Genomic DNA, 18,384 nt, shown 5'->3' with positions numbered 1-18,384 from the left:
AACAGCCGGCGCTTACGCTTACACCACCGCGCCGCCGTTCTCGTCCTTGACCTTGACCGGCTTGATCAGGTCTTCGCGCTTCACGCCCAGCCACATGGCCAGCGCGGCGGCGACAAACACCGACGAGTAGATGCCGAACAGGATGCCGATGGTCAGCGCCAGCGCGAAGTAGTGCAGCGTCGGACCGCCGAAGATGAACATCGCCAGCACCATCATTTCGGTGCTGCCGTGGGTGATGATGGTGCGCGACATGGTGCTGGTGATCGCGTGGTTCAGCACCTCCGGCGCGGACAGCTTGCCGAAGCGGCGGTCGCGGAAGGCTTCGCGCACCCGGTCGAACACCACCACCGACTCGTTGACCGAGTAGCCCAGCACCGCCAGGATCGCCGCCAGCACCGTGAGCGAGAACTCCCACTGGAAGAAGGCGAAGAAGCCCAGGATGATGATCACATCGTGCAGGTTGGCGATCACCGCCGCCACCGCGAACTTCCATTCGAAGCGGAAGGCCAGGTAGATCACGATGCCCACCACCACCATGGCCAGCGCCATCAGGCCGTCGTGCGCCAGTTCGTCGCCGACCTGCGGGCCGACGAATTCCACCCGCTGCAGGCGCACTTCAGGGTCGTCGGCCTTGAGGGCCTCGGTCACCTTGGTGCTTTGCTCGGTGGCGTTCACGCCGGGCTGCGCCGGCAGGCGGATCATCACGTCCTGGGCGGTGCCGAAGCTTTGCACCAGGGTGTCGCGGTAACCCAGGCCTTCCACCGACTTGCGGATCTTCTCCAGGTCGGCCGGCTTGCTGTAGGCCATTTCCATGACCGTGCCGCCGGTGAACTCGATCGAGAAGTGCAGGCCCTTGGTCAGCAGGAAGAACACCGCGGCCACAAAGGTCAGCGCCGAGATCGCGTTGAAGATCAACGCGTGGCGCATGAAGGGAATGTCTTTTTTGATGCGGAAAAATTCCATCGCTATCCTTTCGTGCAGGCCGCGCTCGCATTGGCGCGGCCCTGCTCAATTCGTCGGCGCCCGTGCCGGCGCGCCGTATCGTTCTGCCTTACTTCGCCTCGCGCTTGGCCGAAGCCTTGCCGGAGGTGGTCAGCACATCGCCGGACGGCTTCCAGATCTGGCCGATGGCCAGGCCGGAGAGCTTCTTCTTGCGGCCGTACCAGAGGTTGACCACGCCGCGCGAGAAGAACACGGCCGAGAACATCGAGGTCAGGATGCCCAGGCAGTGCACCACGGCGAAGCCGCGGATGGCGCCCGAACCGAAGATCAGCAGCGCCAGGCCGGCGATCAGGGTGGTGACGTTGGAGTCGAGGATGGTCGCCCAGGCGCGGTCGAAGCCGGCCGCGATCGCCGCCTGCGGCGAATTGCCGGCGCGCAGCTCTTCACGGATGCGCTCGTTGATCAGCACGTTGGAGTCGATCGCCATACCCAGCGCCAGCGCGATCGCGGCGATGCCGGGCAGGGTCAGCGTGACCTGCAGCGTGGACAGCAGCGCCACCAGCAGCAGCACGTTGATCGACAGCGCCAGCGCGCTGAAGAAGCCGAACAGCTGGTAGTAGATCATCATGAAGACAGCCATCGCGGCGAAGCCGTACAGCACCGAGTTGAAGCCCTTGCTGATGTTGTCGGCGCCAAGCTGCGGGCCGATGGTGCGCTCTTCGATGATGTCCATCGGCGCGGCCAGGGAGCCCGCGCGCAGCAGCAGCGCCAGGTCGCCGGCGGCTTCGGGCGAACCCATGCCGGTGATCTGGAAGCGCGAGCCCAGTTCGGAGCGGATGGTCGCCACCGTCAGGACTTCGCCCTTGCCCTTTTCGAACAGCACGATGGCCATGGCCTTGCCGACGCGCTCGCGGGTGGCTTCGCGCATCTTGCGGCCTCCGTCGCCGTTGAGGTCGATGCTGACCGCGGCCTGGTGGTTCTCGTCGAAGCTGGCCGAGGCGTTGGCGATGTAGTCGCCGGTGAGCACCGGTTCCTTGTTGAGCACCACCGGCGCGCCCTTGCCGATCTTGAACAGCTCGGAGCCGAACGGGATGGCGGTGGTTTCCTCGGTGCCGCGCACCACGCTCTCGTCGACCATACGCACTTCCAGGGTGGCGGTGCGGCCGATGATGTCCTTGGCGCGCGAGACGTCCTGCACGCCCGGCAGCTCGACCACGATGCGGTCGGCGCCCTGGCGCTGGATCAGCGGCTCGGCCACGCCCAGCTCGTTGACGCGCTTGGACAGGGTGGAGATGTTCTGCTTGACGCCGTCTTCCTGGGTCTGCTTCAAGGCCTCGGGGCGCAGCGTGGCGACCAGCTTGAGGTCGTCGCCGGCGCCGGCGTCGGCCAGCACCAGTTCCTGCAGCTCGCCGAGGACCGAACGCGCCTTGCTGCGGGTGTCGGCGTCGCGGAAGGAAATCTCGATGGCGTCGCCGCTGCGGCTGATACCCGACTGGCGGATGTTCTTGTCGCGCAGCAGGCTGCGCACGCTGGACTGCAGGCCTTGCAGCCGTTTGTTCAACACCGCCTTGATGTCAACCTGCATCAGGAAGTGCACGCCGCCGCGCAAGTCCAGGCCCAGGTACATCGGGAAGGCGTGCAGGCTTTGCAGCCATTGCGGGGTGTTGGGCAGCAGGTTGAAGGCGACGATGTAGGTCGGATCGCTGGGATCGGTATTGAGTTGCTGCTCCAGCAAGGCCTTGGCCTTGAACTGGATGTCGGTGGTGGCGAAGCGCGCGCGCACCGACGGCTGGGCGCCGCTGTTGTCGAACGCCACGCTCTCTGCGGGCAGCTTGCCTTGTTTCAGGATCTCGTCGACGCGGCCGGCCACGCTGGCCTCGACCTTCAGGGTCGACTTGGCGCTGCTGATCTGCACGGCGGGAGACTCGCCGAAGAAGTTCGGGACGGTGTAGATCACGCCGAACAGCAGGGCGACGACGATCAGTACGTATTTCCAGAGAGAGTAACGATTCATGGTCTTGTGCTTCTTGCTTCCAGAATGGGCGGCAGTGGCCTGCCGCCTTGTTCAGAACCCTAAAAACATGGGCGCATCAGCGATGCGCCCATGGGTTCCGCGCGGCCGGATTACAGGCCCTTGATGGTGCCCTTGGGCAGCAGGGTGGTGACGGCGCCCTTCTGCACGACGATCTCGTTGCCTTCCGACACTTCGATCGTGATGTAGGCATCGGCCACCTTGGTGATCTTGCCCAGGATGCCGCCGGAGGTGACGACTTCGTCGCCCTTGGCCAGCGCGTCCATCATCGACTTCTGTTCTTTCTGACGCTTCATCTGCGGGCGGATCATCAGGAAGTACAGCACGACGAACATCAGGATGATCGGCAGGAAGCTGGTCAGGTTGCCCAGCATGCCGCCGGGGGCTGCTGCTGCCGTTTGCGCGTAGGCGTCGGAAATAAACACGTAAGGCTCCAAAGGTTGATTGAAAAATAGCCCTGCATTCTAGCACTGCGCAGGCGCTATACCGGCAAATCGGGACGGCTTGCCGGAGATCAAGATCCATTTATGGATTTTCGGCGCGATTTGCCGGCGGTTTGCGCGCGTTCGGCCCGCTTTGCCCGCCGACGCCCGCGCGGCGTTATCAAAACGGCATCGCCGGCGGCAGGCAAAACTTGTACAGTGGCAAACAAAACCAACAAGACCGGCAACCAGGAGACCACGCATGCTGCCCACCGCGCCGCAAAGCTACGAGGCGATCGCCTCGGGCTTTCGCTGGAACATTCCCGAACACTACAACATCGGCGTCGACGTCTGCGACAAGTGGGCCGAGCGCGAGCCCGACCGGCTGGCGCTGATCCACATTGCGCGCGACGGCGGCGTGCGCCATTACAGCTTCGGCCAGATGCGCGCGCTCTCCAACCGCATGGCCAACCTGCTGCGCGCGCACGGCGCGCAGCGCGGCGAGCGCATCGGCATCCTGCTGCCGCAGGCGCCGGAAACCGCCTTCTCGCACGTGGCCGCCTACAAGAGCGGCTGCATCGCCATCCCCCTGTTCGCCCTGTTCGGGGTCGAGGCGCTGCAATACCGCCTGCACGACAGCGGCGCAAAGATCGTGGTGACCAATGCCGAGGGCGCGGCCAAGCTGGCCGGCATCCGCGGCCAGCTGCCCGCGCTCAGGACAGTATTCACCATCGACGGCCCCCAGCCCGGCGCGGTGGACCTGCACGCAGCGCTGGCCGAACAGGGCGAAGCGTTCACGCCGGTCGCCACCCGCGCCGACGACCCGGCGGTGATCATCTACACCTCCGGCACCACCGGCCAGCCCAAGGGCGCGCTGCATGCGCACCGGGTGCTGCTGGGCCACCTGCCGGGCGTGGAGATGTCGCACAACCTCTTCCCGCTGGACGGCGACCGCATCTGGACGCCGGCCGACTGGGCCTGGATCGGCGGCTTGCTGGACGTGCTGCTGCCGGCCTGGCACCACGGCGTGGCGGTAGTGGCGCACCGCTTCGAGAAGTTCACCGGCGAGGCCGCCTTCGGGCTGCTGCAGGATCACGGCGTGCGCAATTGCTTCTTGCCGCCGACAGCGCTGAAGATGATGCGCACCGTGGCCGATCCGGAGCAACGCTGGAAGCTGGCGCTGCGCTCGGTGGCCAGCGGCGGCGAGTCGCTCGGGGCCGAACTGCTGGACTGGGGCCGCAAGACCTTCGGCCTGACCATCAACGAGTTCTACGGCCAGACCGAATGCAACATGACGGTGTCGTCCAATGCCGCGGTGATGCCCTGCCGTCCCGGCAGCATCGGCCGCGCCGCGCCCGGCCATCGGGTGGAGATCGTGGACGACCGGGGCGCGCCGCTGCCGGCCGGCGCGCAGGGCAACATCGCCGTGCTGCGCCCCGACCCGGTGATGTTCCTGCAGTACTGGAACAAACCCGAAGCCACCGCCGCCAAGTTCGCCGGCGACTGGCTGCTCACCGGCGATACCGGCGCCAAGGACGAGGACGGCTACATCCGCTTCGTCGGCCGCGACGACGATGTGATCACCTCGGCCGGCTACCGCATCGGCCCCGGCGAGATCGAGGACAACCTGCTGCAGCACACGGCGGTGAAGATGGCGGCGGTGGTGGGCGCGCCGGATGCGGAGCGCACCGAGATCGTGGTGGCCATCGTGGTGTTGAACGCCGGCTTCGACGGCGACGACGCCATGAAGCGCGCGCTGCAGCAGCACGTCAAGACGCGGCTGGCGGCGCATGAATATCCGCGCGAGGTGTACTTCGTGGAGGAGCTGCCGATGACGACCACCGGCAAGGTGATCCGGCGGCAGTTGCGGGACATGGTGACGGGCTGGCGAGCTGGCCGCGCCTGATCGCGTGCAGGCAAGAGACCGACCATTTAGCTCCGTCATCCCGGCGAATGCCGGGATCCAGCGACATCAGTCATGCCGCGACGACCGCTGAACGACGCTGGGTCCTGACCTGCGTCAGGACGACGGGCAAGAAAGAACTTAGTCCTCTAGCCGTACGAGCCCCACCTTCTCGTCGTTCCGGCGAAGGCCGGAACCCAGTGGCGTTTGTCATGCCGCGCCGACGGCGGCACAACGAATCACGCCCATTGCGACAACACTCAAACCCCGCGCGCCCGGTCTTCCTTGAACTTGGCGACGAAGGCCTGGAAGCTGCCGGCATCGATGGCGTCGCGCATCTCCTGCATCAGTTCCAGGTAGTAGTGCAGGTTATGCACGGTGTTCATGCGCGCGCCGAGGATTTCGCCGGCGCGGTGCAGGTGGTGCAGGTAGGCGCGCGAGAAGTTCTTGCAGGCGTAGCACTCGCAGGTCTCGTCGTAGGGACGCTCGTCGTCCTTGTACTTGGCGTTCTTGATCTTGACGTCGCCGTAGCGGGTGAAGATCCAGCCGTTGCGCGCGTTGCGGGTGGGCATGACGCAGTCGAACATGTCCACGCCGTTGGCCACGCCTTCCACCAGGTCTTCCGGCGTGCCCACGCCCATCAGGTAGTGCGGCTTGTCGGCCGGCAGGCGCGGGCCGACGTGCTCCAGCACGCGCATCATGTCTTCCTTGGGCTCGCCCACCGACAGCCCGCCGATGGCGAAACCGTCGAAACCCAGTTCCTGCAGGCCGGCCAGCGACTCGTCGCGCAGGTCCTCGAACATGCCGCCCTGCACGATGCCGAACAGCGCGTTGGGATTTTCTCCTTGATCGAACTCGTCCTTGGAGCGCTTGGCCCAGCGCAGCGACATGCGCATGGACTTGCCGGCTTCCTCGCGGGTGGCGGGACGGCCGTCGATCTCGTAGGGCGTGCATTCGTCGAACTGCATGACGATGTCGGAGTTCAGCACGCGCTGGATCTGCATCGAGATCTCGGGCGAGAGGAACAGGCGGTCGCCGTTGATGGGCGAGGCGAAGTGCACGCCCTCCTCGGTGATCTTGCGCATCTCGCCCAGGGAGAACACCTGGAAGCCGCCGGAGTCGGTCAGGATGGGCTTGTCCCAGCCGATGAACTTGTGCAGCCCGCCGAACTTGGAAACCACCTCCAGCCCCGGGCGCAGCCACAGGTGGAAGGTGTTGCCGAGGATGATCTGGGCGTCGATCTCATTCAATTCCAGCGGCGACATGGCCTTGACCGAGCCGTAGGTGCCGACCGGCATGAAGATCGGCGTCTCAACGGTGCCGTGGTTCAGTTTGACGCGGCCGCGGCGGGCACGGCCGTCGGTCTTTAAGAGGGTGAATTCCAGCATGTCGGGTCCCGGTTATGCTCGGTTGCAGGTGAGCAGCATGGCGTCGCCATAGCTGAAGAAACGGTATTTCTGCGCGATCGCGTGCGCATAGGCGGCGCGGATGTGCTCGTAGCCGGCGAAGGCCGAGACCAGCATCAGCAGCGTCGACTTGGGCAGGTGGAAATTGGTCACCAGCCGGTCCACGGTCTTGAAGGTATAGCCGGGCGTGATGAACAGGCGGGTGTCGGCGCTGCCGGCCTCCAGCTGTCCGCCCTGCGAGCCGGATTCCAGCGCGCGCATGCTGGTGGTGCCGACCGCGATCACACGCCCGCCGCCGGCCTTGGCGGCGCGCACCGCATCCACCGTGGCTTGCGGGATGGTGTACCACTCGCTGTGCATCTGGTGCTGCGACAGGTCTTCCACCCGCACCGGCTGGAAGGTGCCGGCGCCCACGTGCAGCGTGACGAAGGCCTGCCCCACGCCGCGCGCGGCCAGTTGCTCCAGCAGGGCCTGGTCGAAGTGCAGGCCGGCGGTGGGCGCGGCGACCGCGCCGGGCGCCTTGGCGTAGACGGTCTGGTAGCGGGTCTCGTCGTAGGAATCGGCCTCGTGCTCGATGTAGGGCGGCAGCGGCAGGCTGCCGTATTGCTCCAGCAATTCGAAGACGTCGGACGGGAAATGCAGCGTGAAGAACTCGCCGAAGCGCTCGCCCACGGTCACCTCGAAGGCGTCGGCCAGGCGGATCCTGGTGCCCGGCGGCGGCGACTTGGAGGCGCGCACCTGGGCATGCACGGTGCGGGGATCGAGCACGCGCTCGACCAGCGCCTCGATCCTGCCGCCGGTTTCCTTGACGCCGAAGAAGCGCGCCTTGAGCACGCGGGTGTCGTTGAAGACCAGCAGGTCGCCGGGGTTGAGCAGGCCGACGATGTCGGCGAAACGGCGGTCGGTCAGTTGCGCGCCGTCCACCTGCAGCAGGCGCGAGGCGCTGCGCTCGGCCAGCGGGGTCTGCGCGATCAGCTCGGGCGGCAGTTCGAAATCGAAATCGGAGAGGGAATACATGGATGACAACCTGCAAAAACGGGGAGCGCGGCGTCAAAAACGCGCGTCAAACCTGCTATTTTACGCTCTCCTTGCGCGCTGCCAACGTTTTCACCCTAGCCTGAGCGGCTTACCGCCCTGCGGCCACTGAGAGATTGCCCATGCAAACACCCCCACCCCAATCCGCCGCCGCCATGCTCCCCGAAGAGGCCAGCGACGCGCAACCGGCCGTGCCGCCGGGAACCGGCATGCGGCGCATGGCGATCGGCCTGGCCCAGGGCCTGGCGCTCTACTTCCTTTATCGCAGCCTGAGCGCCAGGACCTGGCCGGCGACTGACGCGCTGCTGTTCAAGCCGCTGTTGCTGCTCGTCGCGTTCGTGCCGCTGGCTGCGGTCTCGGGCATGGTTCACCTGCCCCGCCGCAAGCTGCTGCTGTGGGTGGCGGGGCTGGCCGTGCTGCTGACGGCGCTGGCCCTCTACGACGCCTGGCGCACCGACCTCAGCCAGTTGCTTGAAGGCGCCGCGCTGGCCGGCTGGCGCGGCGAGGACAAGACCAACCTGGCGCCTTCCCCGCTGCTGGGGGCGCTGCTGGCGATGGGCCTGTTCATCGCGCAATCCATGGTGCTGGCCGGCCACGCGGACGGCCGCCGTATCGCGCGCTACCAGAGCTACTTCTCGCTGGCCTGGAAGCTGGCGTTGCAGATCGCCTTCGCACTGCTGTTCACGCTGCTGCTGTGGCTGGTGCTGGAGATCGGGGCCGCGCTGTTCGCGCTGGTGCGCCTGGAGTTCCCGAGGCAACTGCTGCAGGAGAGCTGGTTCGCCATCCCGGTCACTACGCTGGCCTTTTGCAGCGCGCTGCACCTGACCGACGTCAGGCCGGGCATCATTTCGGGCGTGCGCCGGCTGTTGCTGACGGTGCTGTCCTGGCTGTTGCCGCTGGCGCTGCTGATCGTCGCCGGCTTCCTTGCGAGCCTGGCGGCGACCGGCCTGCAGCCGCTGTGGCAGACGCGCCGGGCATCGTCGGTGCTGCTGGGCGCGACGGCGCTGCTGGTGGTGCTGATCAACATGGTCTACCAGGACGGCGCCGCCCCGGTGGCGTCGAACCGCTTCATGGCGGCCTGCCTGCGCCTGTCCTGCCTGCTGCCGGCGCCGCTGGTGGCCCTGGCCATCTACGCGCTGGGCCTGCGCGTGGCGCAATACGGCTGGAGCGTGAGCCGCATCGGCGCCGCCCTGACCATGCTGGTCGCCGCCATCTATGCCACCGGCTACGCCTGGGCGGCGCTGCGCCGGCGACAGGCGCCGCCCCTGCTGGCGCCATTCAACATCGCCGCCAGCCTGGCGATCCTGGCCGTATTCGTGGCCGTGCTGTCGCCGCTGGCCGATCCTGCCAGGATCGCGGTGAACAGCCAGATGGCGCGCCTGCTGCAGGGCCGCACACCAACGGCGGAGTTCGATTTCCGGTTCCTGCGTTTCGAGAGCGCGCGCTTCGGCCTGCAGGCCTTGCACCAGCTGAGCCGGGGCGCCGCCGGCGAACAGGCGCGGCTGGCGCTGCAGCAGCCCGAGCGCTGGTCAAGCAGGTCCAGTCCGCCGCCGCGACCGGACGTGTCCGCCAACGTGCGGGTCTATCCGGCCGGAAGCGTGCTGCCGCCGGACTTCATCGCAACGCAATGGGAGTCCGGCCAGTACATGCTGCCATCTTGCCTGCGCAATCATGGCGCACCCTGCGAAGCCTATCTGATCGGACAGCAGGGACAGCAACAGATCCTGATGTTCAGCGAACAGGATGAACCGTCCCTGTTTGCCGCCGCGGATGGCCGCTGGGAGATGCTGGGCCGCTTCGAGCTCGACGCCGATTGCCGCAACCGCCTGAAGAAAGCCGTCCAGGCCGGCCCGCTGCAGTGGCTGGCGCCGCGCCAGCGCGATATCGACCTCAACGGCACGCGGCTGGTCATGCGCGCGCCGTGGTCCAAGCCGGCGAGCTGCCCGGCGCCCTAGCGGGCGCAATGGGCGCGGCGAGTGCAACGGACAATTGATACTGTAATTAATCACAGTACAATAGCGCATTCTTTTCATCGTCCTGCGCCGTCGGACACCCGCTCTGCCCATGCCCGTCACCGCGAAAAAAACCACCGGCAAGACGCCGCCCCGGAAAACTGCCGCCAAAGGCAAGCCTGCGGCCAAGGAGAGCGCCAAGCCCGAAAACAAGCTCGCCAAGCTGGGCCTGCATAACGACATGGACCTGGCGCTGCACCTGCCCTTGCGCTACGAGGACGAGACCACGCTGATGACCATCGCCGAGGCCTCCATGCGCGGGCTGCAGATGGTGCAGGTGGAGGGCCTGGTCACCGCCTGCGAGGTGCAGTTCCGGCCGCGCCGCCAGCTGATTGTCACGGTCGGCGACGATACTGCGCAGCTGACCATGCGCTTCCTCAACTTCTACGGCAGCCAGCAGCGGCAACTGGCCGAGGGCACGCGGGTGCGCGTGCGCGGCGAGCTGCGCCACGGCTTCTTCGGCGCCGAGATGGTGCATCCCCAATACAAGGTGGTCAATGAAGGCGCGCCGCTGCCGGACGTGCTCACTCCCGTCTATCCGGCCGGCGAAGGGCTGTCGCAGGCTTACCTGCGCAAGGCCATTGCCGGCGCCGTCAGCCGGCTGGACTGGAGCGACACGCTGCCGGACTCGATGCGCGAGACCCTCAAGCTGGCGCCGTTCGAATCTTCCGTACGCTTGCTGCACAATCCCCCGCCAGACGTGGACGAACATGCCCTGGTGGAGCGCTCGCACCCGGCCTGGATCCGCATGAAGTTCGATGAGCTGCTTGCGCAGCAGCTGTCGCTCAAGCGCGCCCAGGCCGCGCGCCGCGCCAAGACCTCGCGCGCGCTGCCGGTGACCGGGCGCATCACCGAGGAACTGGTCAAGGTGCTGCCCTTCAAGCTGACCGGCGCGCAGGAGCGCGTGCTGGAAGAGATACGCGCCGACCTGCGCGAGTCCTTCCCCATGCAGCGCCTGCTGCAGGGCGACGTCGGCAGCGGCAAGACCGTGGTGGCGGCGCTGGCGGCGGCCCAGGCCATCGACAGCGGCTGCCAGGCGGTGCTGATGGCGCCTACCGAGATCCTGGCCGAACAGCATTTCCGCAAGATCGCCGCCTGGATGGAGCCGCTGGACGTAGGCGTGGCCTGGCTCTCCGGCAGCCAAAAGAAGAAAGAAAAGACCGAGGCCCTGGCCCACATCGAATCCGGCGCCGCGCGCCTGGTGGTGGGCACGCATGCGCTGATCCAGGACACGGTGCAGTTCGAGAACCTCGGGCTGGTGATCGTGGACGAGCAGCACCGCTTCGGCGTGGGACAGCGCCTGGCCCTGCGCAACAAGAGCTTCAATCCGGCCGACGCCGAAGCGACATCGGTGCCGCACCAGCTGATGATGTCGGCCACGCCGATCCCGCGCACGCTGGCGATGACCTATTACGCCGACCTCGAAGTGTCGGTGATCGACGAATTGCCGCCGGGCCGCTCGCCCATCGTCACCCGCGTGATCGACCAGAACCGGCGCGACGAAGTGGTCGAGCGCGTGCATGCGGCGGCGCTGGAGGGCAAGCAGATCTATTGGGTCTGCCCGCTGATCGAGGAGTCCGAGGCGCTGGAGCTGCAAACCGCCACCGACACCCATGCCGCGCTGTCGGCCGCCCTGCCCGGCCTGACCATCGGGCTGGTGCACGGACGCATGAAGCCGGTGGAAAAACAGATCGTGATGGAAGGGTTCAGCCGTGGCGCGGTGCATGTGCTGGTGGCGACCACGGTGATCGAAGTCGGTGTGGACGTGCCCAACGCCTCGCTGATGGTGATTGAGCATGCCGAGCGCTTCGGCCTGTCGCAGCTGCACCAGCTGCGCGGTCGCGTCGGCCGCGGCTCGGCCGCCAGCGTGTGCCTGCTGATGTACCAGGGGCCGCTGGGCGGCACCGCCAAGGAGCGGCTGGCCACCATGCGCGAGACTACCGACGGCTTCGAGATCGCGCGGCGCGACCTCGACATCCGCGGCCCCGGCGAATTCCTGGGCGCGCGCCAGTCCGGCGACGCCATGCTGCGTTTCGCCGACCTCGCCACCGACCAATGGCTGGTGGAAAAGGCGCGCGACACCGCGCAGGCGCTGCTGCAGCACGCGCCGGACATTGTCGACCGCCATCTGGCGCGCTGGCTGGGCGGACGCGAGGATTACCTGCGCGTCTAGGCCAGGCCCGCGCCGCGCCTCACCGGCGGGCGGAACGCTCCGCCTGGCGCGCGTTCCAGGCCGCCAGCGCCTCCCGGTAGCGCTCGCGCTCCCGTTCGTAGATATCGAAGATGCAGGACGCGCACCCGCTGCCGCAGCAGTCTTCCAGCGCCGGCTCCACCGGCGGCGTCGGCGCGGGATCGTCGGCGGGCGATGCGGAAGCGGCGGAGGGATGCGATCGGCGAGGGCTCATGGGCAAGGGTGCGCAACGTGAAAGCCGCATCGGACCGACAGCGGCCTGACCATTATAAAACCATGGGCCGGCATCGTTCCGGCCCGCATTGCATCGGATGGCCGACATGACGCCTGAACACCTCGCCTTGCTGCTGACCCGCTCCATGCCCTACGGGAAATACCAGGGACGCCTGATCGCCGACCTGCCCGGCCACTACCTGGCGTGGTTCGCGCGCGAGGGGTTTCCGCGCGGAGAGTTGGGCGGCCTGCTGGCGCTGATGTACGAGCTGGATCACAACGCCCTGCGGCACCTGCTGGATCCCTTGCGGGAGCAAGCACGAGGCTCGAACAATTTCGAGTGACACCAGAAAAACAACTAGAAAATGTTCGTCGAACGCCGATTGACTCAGGAGATCGGGCAAGCCACGCTACCCATCCGGCGAAGTTTACGAATTTTTCGCCGTCGGCGATGCAAGGATGAAACTTATTCCGGCTGGCCCTGCCGCGCTGCCTCGCAGCGGCAAGCAGGCGAGCCGCCCCAACTCCAGGACACCGATGCCAATATCAATGCCAGCCCAAGATTCTCTTCAACAGCGTCGCCCGCTCTGCCCGCACTGCCAGCGCGCCCAAAGCGCCTGCATCTGCAATTGGGTTTCCCCCATCACTCCGGCTGTCGACATTTTGATCCTGCAGCACCCGATGGAAGCATCCAATGCCAAGAACACCGCGCGCCTGCTGCACATGAGCCTGCCCTACAGCAAGCTGGAGATCGGCGAGAGCTTCGCGCCCGAGCACCTGCAGGCGCTGCTGCACGCGCCCTCCTCGCTACCCCAGGCCGACGGCGACGCCGCGCAACCGGTACAACCGGTCCTGCTCTACACCGACGACGCCAGCCTGCCCGCCACCTCGCGCTTCGACGCGCGCGCCATGCTGGTGGACGGCAAGCACAAGCTGGAACGCCTGCGCCTGGTGATCGTGGACGGCACCTGGCGCAAGAGCCGCAAGATGCTGTTCCAGAATCCCTTGCTGCAGTCCCTGCCGCGCCTGGCGCTGCGCGATACCCCGACCTCGCAATACATGATCCGCAAGGCCCATCGGTCGGACCAGCTGTCCACGCTGGAGGCTTCCTGCTATGCGCTCATGCAGCTGGAAAAGAACAGCGAAAAATACCATCCGCTGCTGACCGCCCTCGACAACTTCGTAGTGCAGCAGGGCCTGCTGCGTTTTCGCGGGCAGTCCGGTCGCCGCGGGGAATGAAGGCATGGAAGGCGGGTCGCCGCGACATGCGCGCCGCGGCGGCCCGGCCGGCAATTGAAACAAACCCGGCCGCGCTGCAACTCGGCGGCCGATATGGTGTCCGACCCCGCCAATGCAGCATATAATTGCGCGATCCTCGACAATTGGCGATTGCGTTTCAATCCCTCTCCAGCGACCACCCAAGATGAGTTCAGAATTCCAGCAACTGGCCGACAAGGTCGCGCAGCTAGCGCGCCTGGCGCAATCCCTGCGCGACGAAAACGCCGAGTTGCGCCGTAACGTCAAAACGCTGACGGAAGACAATGCGCAGTTGAACCAGCGCATCGACGAAGCCTTCCAGCGCGTCGCCGTGGCGCTGGCCGAGCTGCCGGAACCGGCGCCGGCAGAGCCGGCTGAGACTACCGAGGAGGCCGCATGAGCAGCGTGATCCAGATCCAGGCCACCATCATGGGCCAACCCTATACCCTGGCCTGCCGCGAAGGCGAACAGGCGGCGCTGCATCACGCGGTCGCCTACCTCGACCAGAAGATGCGCACCATCCGCGACGCCGGCAAGATCAAGGGCACCGACCGCATCGCCGTCATGGCGGCCCTGGGCATCGCCGCCGAACTGCTCGGCGCGCAGCAGGCCGACGGCCCCTTCGCCGGCCTCACCATCGCCGAATGGAAACAGCAGGTCGCCGCCATCAACGATGTGCTGGACCAGGCGCTGGCGCCCCAGGAAAAACTGTTCTGATCGTCTTGCGCGATACGCCGCGTGCGCCCTTGCCAGGAATGAAAAACGGCCGTCATGCGACGGCCGTTTTTCATTGCGGCGCCGGCCCTGATGCGGCGTTCCTCACGGAAAACCTTGCCAGATGCGCAACCCGTTTGCCGATGATGGCATGCTGCGGAGTCCCGTCGCGCAGGGATGATGAAGGGGATGAAAAAATGAAAAGAAAAAACGCGCCGCGCGCAAGGCCGTTTCGTTACAAATTCACTTTATATTTTTACACGCAGGCCTTGGACTGGATCGCCGATTGCGTTAGACTTTCATCTCCTGCCGTGTTCGCGATTGCCATATATTCCTTGAACCATTTACGAGCATAGGTTGTGGGATCGTTCGATAGGTGAGCGCGTCGCTAGTCCGATGAACCCGAAATTGAACTACTGCAGCCAACTTGAACCGTCAGGTTCAGGATGCCGGCACAGCGGCACAGGCGGGACTTGATTCATGAAAAACGGCTGCATGCGCAGCCGTTTTTTTTATTTCCGCGCCATCCCTTCACGGCGCACTCCGTCCCCGCGCCCGCTCAGCTTTCGCGCTTCTTGGCGCCCTTGCGCTCCTGCCCCACTTCGGCGATCGCGTCCTGGAATTCGGTGACGTCCTCGAAGCTCTTGTACACCGAGGCGAAGCGAATATAGGCGATCTTGTCCAGGCGCTTGAGCTCCCGCATCACGTACTCGCCGATCTGGCCCGACATCACTTCTCGCGCGCCGCTTTGCAGCAGCTTTTCCTGGATGCTCTGGATGGCCACGTCGATCGCCTCGGCCGACACCGGGCGCTTGCGCAGCGCCAGCATCAGGCTGCCGCGCAGCTTGGCCGGATCGAACTCGGTGCGGCTGCCGTTCTTCTTGACGATCACCGGCATGGTCAGCTCGATGCGCTCGTAGGTGGTGAAGCGCTTGTCGCAACTGTCGCAGCGGCGGCGGCGGCGGATCGAGCTGCCGTCCTCGGACACGCGCGTATCCAGCACCGGGGTTTCTTCGTGGTTGCAGAATGGGCACTTCATGGCGGCAATAAGCGTTGGTCGTTACAAGAGGGTGGAACCGCATGGATGCTGCCGCGGACACAACGGGTATGACAAAAGTGCAAGTGCTGCGGATGCGCGACGGCGCCCGTCACAGGGCGCCGTCGTTTTGCCGCGATGCCGGCCGCACGCGGCCGGCAGGTCACGCCATCAGCCGTAGACCGGGAAAGCGTCGGTCAGCTTCTTGACCTCGGCCTTCACGCGCTCGATGGTGGCCGCGTCATGCGGGTTGTCCAGCACGTCGGCGATCAGGTTGCCGACCTTCTCCGCTTCGGCTTCCTTGAAGCCGCGGGTGGTCATGGCCGGGCTGCCCAGGCGGATGCCGGAAGTCACGAATGGCTTTTCCGGATCGTTGGGGATGCCGTTCTTGTTGCAGGTGATGTGGGCCGAACCCAGGATCGCCTCGGCTTCCTTGCCGGTCAGCTTCTTCGGACGCAGGTCCACCAGCATCACGTGCGACTCGGTGCCGCCGGAGACGATGCGCAGGCCGCGCTGGATCAGGGTCTTGGCCAGCACGTCGGCGTTCTTCACCACTTGCTGCTGGTAGGCCTTGAATTCCGGCGATGCGGCTTCCTTGAACGCCACCGCCTTGGCGGCGACGACGTGCATCAGCGGGCCGCCCTGGATGCCGGGGAAGATCGCGGAGTTGATCGCCTTCTCGTGCTCGGCCTTCATCAGGATCACGCCGCCGCGCGGGCCGCGCAGGGACTTGTGGGTGGTCGAGGTGACGAAATCGGCGAACGGCACCGGGTTGGGATACACGCCGGCGGCGATCAGGCCTGCGTAGTGGGCCATGTCGACCATGAAGTAGGCGCCCACTTCCTTGGCGATCTTGGCGAAGCGCTCGAAGTCGATGCGCAGCGAATAGGCCGAAGCGCCGGCGATGATCAGCTTGGGCTTCTTCTCGCGCGCCAGGCGCTCCATGGCTTCGTAGTCGATCTCTTCCTTCTCGTTCAGGCCGTAGGACACGACGTTGAACCACTTGCCCGACATGTTCAGCGCCATGCCGTGGGTCAGATGGCCGCCTTCGGCCAGCGACATGCCCATGATGGTGTCGCCCGGCTTCAACATGGCGAAGAACACGCCCTGGTTGGCCTGGGAGCCGGAGTTCGGCTGCACGTTGGCGGCCTCGGCGCCGAACAGCGCCTTGAGGCGGTCGATCGCCAGCTGCTCGGCGACGTCCACGTATTCGCAGCCGCCGTAGTAGCGCTTGCCCGGATAGCCTTCGGCGTACTTGTTGGTCAGTTGCGAACCCTGGGCTTCCATCACCGCCGGCGAGGTGTAGTTTTCGGAAGCGATCAGCTCGATATGCTCTTGCTGGCGGGTGTTTTCCTTCTGGATGGCGGACCACAGATCCGGGTCGACCTTGGCGAGGGTCTGGTTCTTGTCAAACATGGTTTTCTCCAAATTGATGAGCTGGGCCGAAGAACGGGCGACGGCAAAGCAATGCCGACCGCGTCGACTTCAAAAAATCGAATGAGGGCCAAAAAAGTATGGGGGAATTGCGGCAGCCTCAGTCGTACTTTCCATTCGGCTGCCCAGGCGCACGGCTGATGAAATCTCACGCTTCCCGATGGATCCCCATCTTGGCCGGATGGAACATCCGGCGTTTCGCCAGTCACGTGAGACGAAATGGTGAGCGCATTGTAGTGAAACGGGGAGATTTCGGCAAGACGCTTGGCCTTCGCGCAACAGCCCCGGACAGAAGGGGGAAAGCGAGCCAGCCTTCGTAAAAAGCGGGTTTCGGCTACAATTTCGTTTTCTTTCCGGATCGGCAAGCACACCCGGGCCACACAACAGGAGATACAGCAAATGGTCGTTTTGATTACAGGAGCAACCGCGGGCTTCGGCGCCGCCATGGCGCGCAAATTCGCCACGAACGGCCACAAGGTCATCGCCGCCGGCCGCCGCAAGGAGCGCCTGGACGACCTGGTCAAGGAACTGGGCGCCGAGCGCGTGCTGCCGCTGGTGCTGGACGTGACCAGCAAGCCGTCGATCGAAGCCGGCCTGGCCAGCCTCGCGGGCGACTGGAAGGAAGTCGACGTCTTGATCAACAATGCCGGGCTGGCGCTGGGCCTGGGCCCGGCCCATGAAGTCGCGCTGTCGGACTGGGAAACCATGATCGACACCAACGTCAAGGGCCTGGTCACCATCACCCACGCGCTGCTGCCCGACATGGTCAAGCGCGGCCGCGGCACCATCATCAGCCTGGGCTCGGTGGCCGGCGCCTATCCCTACCCGGGCGGCAACGTCTACGGCGCCACCAAGGCCTTCGTCGACCAGTTCACGCTGAACCTGCGCGCCGACCTGGTGGGCACCGGCGTGCGCGCCACCAACCTGGCGCCGGGCCTGTGCGGCGGCACCGAGTTCTCCAACGTGCGCTTCAAGGGCGACAACGGCGCCGCCGCCAAGGTCTACGAGGGCACCACCCCGCTGACCGCCGAGGACATCGCCGAAGCCGCCTTCTGGGTCGCCACCATGCCGGCCCACGTCAACATCAACTACATGGAGCTGATGCCGACCTGCCAGGGCTTCTCGCCGTTCAACATCAAGCGCAAACAGTGAACGGATGAGGTAGAATGGCGTTTTTGCAGATGGTGCCGAGCCGCCGCAGGAACGCCATCCCATCGGGCCTCACCGGCCCTTTCCCATAGAGCAACATTGTCATCCTTGCCGCCACAAGCGTCGATTTCCCATAACAAGAAGCATATGAGTGCCGCCAGTAGTCCGTTCGACTGGAAGATCCGGGTCTATTACGAAGATACAGACACCGGTGGCGTGGTCTTCTACGCCAATTACCTGAAGTTCTTCGAGCGCGCCCGCACCGAATGGCTGCGCTCCTTCGGCTTCCAGCAACAGCGCCTGACCGAGATCACCGGCACCCTCTTCGTGGTCAGGAACACCAGCGTCGACTACCTCTCGCCTGCCCGCCTGGACGATGAACTCACCTTGACCGTCGTGGTCGAAAAGCTGCGAAACGCCTCCATCGAGTTCATCCAGGAGGCCTGGCGCCTGCCGTCGGGGAACGGCGCCGCCGGAGACGGCCAGGCAGCAACGCTGCTGGCCCGCGGCAGCATCACCGTGGTTTGCGTCGACGCCACCAGCTTCCGGCCGCAACCGATTCCCGCCGAATTGCTTTCGCGCATCAAGGCCGCCGCATGATGTCAACCGCGACAGGGCCTGCGCCCTTAAGGACTATG

General features: G+C 65.7%; 17 protein-coding genes, 1 other RNA gene and 1 riboswitch. Of the genes, 10 read left to right on the top strand and 8 right to left on the bottom strand.

Going from position 1 to position 18,384, the window contains the following annotated elements:
- Positions 1-18: 18 nt before the first annotated feature.
- The 3 genes from secF to yajC form a co-directional block, all read right to left on the bottom strand.
- Positions 19-963, bottom strand: coding sequence for a protein translocase subunit SecF (gene secF / locus Herbaro_RS05175; RefSeq protein ID WP_275012765.1), 945 nt, complete (start codon positions 961-963; stop codon positions 19-21).
- An 88-nt stretch (positions 964-1,051) separates the two neighbouring features.
- Entirely contained in the window at positions 1,052-2,956 is a 1,905-nt protein-coding gene (gene secD, locus Herbaro_RS05170) for a protein translocase subunit SecD (RefSeq protein ID WP_275012764.1), read from the bottom strand.
- Between the two features lie 110 nt (positions 2,957-3,066).
- A complete protein-coding gene (gene yajC / locus Herbaro_RS05165) occupies positions 3,067-3,348 on the bottom strand; it encodes a preprotein translocase subunit YajC (protein ID WP_275013962.1) in 282 nt (93 codons plus the stop codon).
- Between the two features lie 310 nt (positions 3,349-3,658).
- Between yajC and Herbaro_RS05160 the strand changes: the two genes are divergently transcribed.
- Entirely contained in the window at positions 3,659-5,302 is a 1,644-nt protein-coding gene (locus Herbaro_RS05160; RefSeq protein ID WP_275012763.1) for an acyl-CoA synthetase, read from the top strand.
- A gap of 257 nt (positions 5,303-5,559) precedes the next feature.
- On the opposite strand, the gene tgt is transcribed toward Herbaro_RS05160, so the two are convergent.
- Both tgt and queA read right to left on the bottom strand, forming a co-directional pair.
- Complete coding sequence (gene tgt, locus Herbaro_RS05155; protein ID WP_275012762.1) at positions 5,560-6,687, bottom strand: tRNA guanosine(34) transglycosylase Tgt; 1,128 nt, start codon at positions 6,685-6,687, stop codon at positions 5,560-5,562.
- A gap of 12 nt (positions 6,688-6,699) precedes the next feature.
- Positions 6,700-7,722 carry a tRNA preQ1(34) S-adenosylmethionine ribosyltransferase-isomerase QueA gene (gene queA, locus Herbaro_RS05150; protein ID WP_275012761.1) on the bottom strand — a complete coding sequence of 341 codons (1,023 nt, stop codon included), beginning with the start codon at positions 7,720-7,722 and terminating at the stop codon, positions 6,700-6,702.
- A gap of 140 nt (positions 7,723-7,862) precedes the next feature.
- Here queA and Herbaro_RS05145 point away from each other — a divergent pair, with 140 nt between their 5' ends.
- Positions 7,863-9,695, top strand: coding sequence for a DUF4153 domain-containing protein (locus tag Herbaro_RS05145; RefSeq protein ID WP_275012760.1), 1,833 nt, complete (start codon positions 7,863-7,865; stop codon positions 9,693-9,695).
- A gap of 109 nt (positions 9,696-9,804) precedes the next feature.
- Positions 9,805-11,925: an ATP-dependent DNA helicase RecG gene (gene recG / locus Herbaro_RS05140; RefSeq protein ID WP_275012759.1), complete on the top strand. Its 2,121-nt coding sequence runs from the start codon at positions 9,805-9,807 to the stop codon at positions 11,923-11,925.
- A 19-nt stretch (positions 11,926-11,944) separates the two neighbouring features.
- Here recG and Herbaro_RS05135 read toward each other — a convergent pair whose 3' ends face one another.
- Complete coding sequence (locus tag Herbaro_RS05135) at positions 11,945-12,157, bottom strand: oxidoreductase-like domain-containing protein (protein WP_275012758.1); 213 nt, start codon at positions 12,155-12,157, stop codon at positions 11,945-11,947.
- A 106-nt stretch (positions 12,158-12,263) separates the two neighbouring features.
- Between Herbaro_RS05135 and Herbaro_RS05130 the strand changes: the two genes are divergently transcribed.
- The 5 genes from Herbaro_RS05130 to ssrS all read left to right on the top strand — a co-directional run bounded on the left by Herbaro_RS05130 (position 12,264) and on the right by ssrS (position 14,604).
- Entirely contained in the window at positions 12,264-12,500 is a 237-nt protein-coding gene (locus tag Herbaro_RS05130; protein WP_275012757.1) for a DUF3820 family protein, read from the top strand.
- Positions 12,501-12,705: 205 nt separating this feature from the next.
- Positions 12,706-13,395, top strand: a complete 690-nt coding sequence (locus tag Herbaro_RS05125) for a tRNA-uridine aminocarboxypropyltransferase (protein ID WP_275012756.1) — start codon at positions 12,706-12,708, stop codon at positions 13,393-13,395.
- Positions 13,396-13,579: 184 nt separating this feature from the next.
- Positions 13,580-13,813 (top strand): DUF904 domain-containing protein, encoded by a 234-nt coding sequence (locus Herbaro_RS05120; protein ID WP_275012755.1) that lies wholly within the window; start codon positions 13,580-13,582, stop codon positions 13,811-13,813.
- Complete coding sequence (locus Herbaro_RS05115) at positions 13,810-14,130, top strand: cell division protein ZapA (protein WP_275012754.1); 321 nt, start codon at positions 13,810-13,812, stop codon at positions 14,128-14,130. Before Herbaro_RS05120 ends, Herbaro_RS05115 begins: the two co-directional genes overlap by 4 nt.
- Positions 14,131-14,427: 297 nt before the next feature.
- Positions 14,428-14,604: non-coding RNA, 6S RNA (gene ssrS / locus Herbaro_RS05110), on the top strand.
- 82 nt (positions 14,605-14,686) lie between these two features.
- On the opposite strand, the gene nrdR is transcribed toward ssrS, so the two are convergent.
- Both nrdR and glyA read right to left on the bottom strand, forming a co-directional pair.
- Positions 14,687-15,166 (bottom strand): transcriptional regulator NrdR, encoded by a 480-nt coding sequence (nrdR, locus tag Herbaro_RS05105; protein ID WP_275012753.1) that lies wholly within the window; start codon positions 15,164-15,166, stop codon positions 14,687-14,689.
- A gap of 168 nt (positions 15,167-15,334) precedes the next feature.
- Positions 15,335-16,579 carry a serine hydroxymethyltransferase gene (gene glyA / locus Herbaro_RS05100; RefSeq protein WP_275012752.1) on the bottom strand — a complete coding sequence of 415 codons (1,245 nt, stop codon included), beginning with the start codon at positions 16,577-16,579 and terminating at the stop codon, positions 15,335-15,337.
- Positions 16,580-16,713: 134 nt separating this feature from the next.
- Positions 16,714-16,816: riboswitch (ZMP/ZTP riboswitch) on the bottom strand.
- Positions 16,817-16,996: 180 nt separating this feature from the next.
- Here glyA and Herbaro_RS05095 point away from each other — a divergent pair.
- Together Herbaro_RS05095 and ybgC are read left to right on the top strand one after the other, a co-directional pair.
- Entirely contained in the window at positions 16,997-17,749 is a 753-nt protein-coding gene (locus Herbaro_RS05095; RefSeq protein WP_275012751.1) for an SDR family oxidoreductase, read from the top strand.
- A 144-nt stretch (positions 17,750-17,893) separates the two neighbouring features.
- On the top strand, positions 17,894-18,346 hold the full coding sequence (ybgC, locus tag Herbaro_RS05090; protein ID WP_275012750.1) for a tol-pal system-associated acyl-CoA thioesterase: 453 nt from the start codon (positions 17,894-17,896) through the stop codon (positions 18,344-18,346).
- Positions 18,347-18,384 lie beyond the last annotated feature (38 nt).

Source organism: Herbaspirillum sp. WKF16 (assembly GCF_028993615.1).
GTDB lineage: Bacteria > Pseudomonadota > Gammaproteobacteria > Burkholderiales > Burkholderiaceae_D > Herbaspirillum.
The sequence above is the reverse complement of the archived record's forward strand: the minus strand, read 5'-3'. Positions and strand labels throughout refer to the sequence as shown.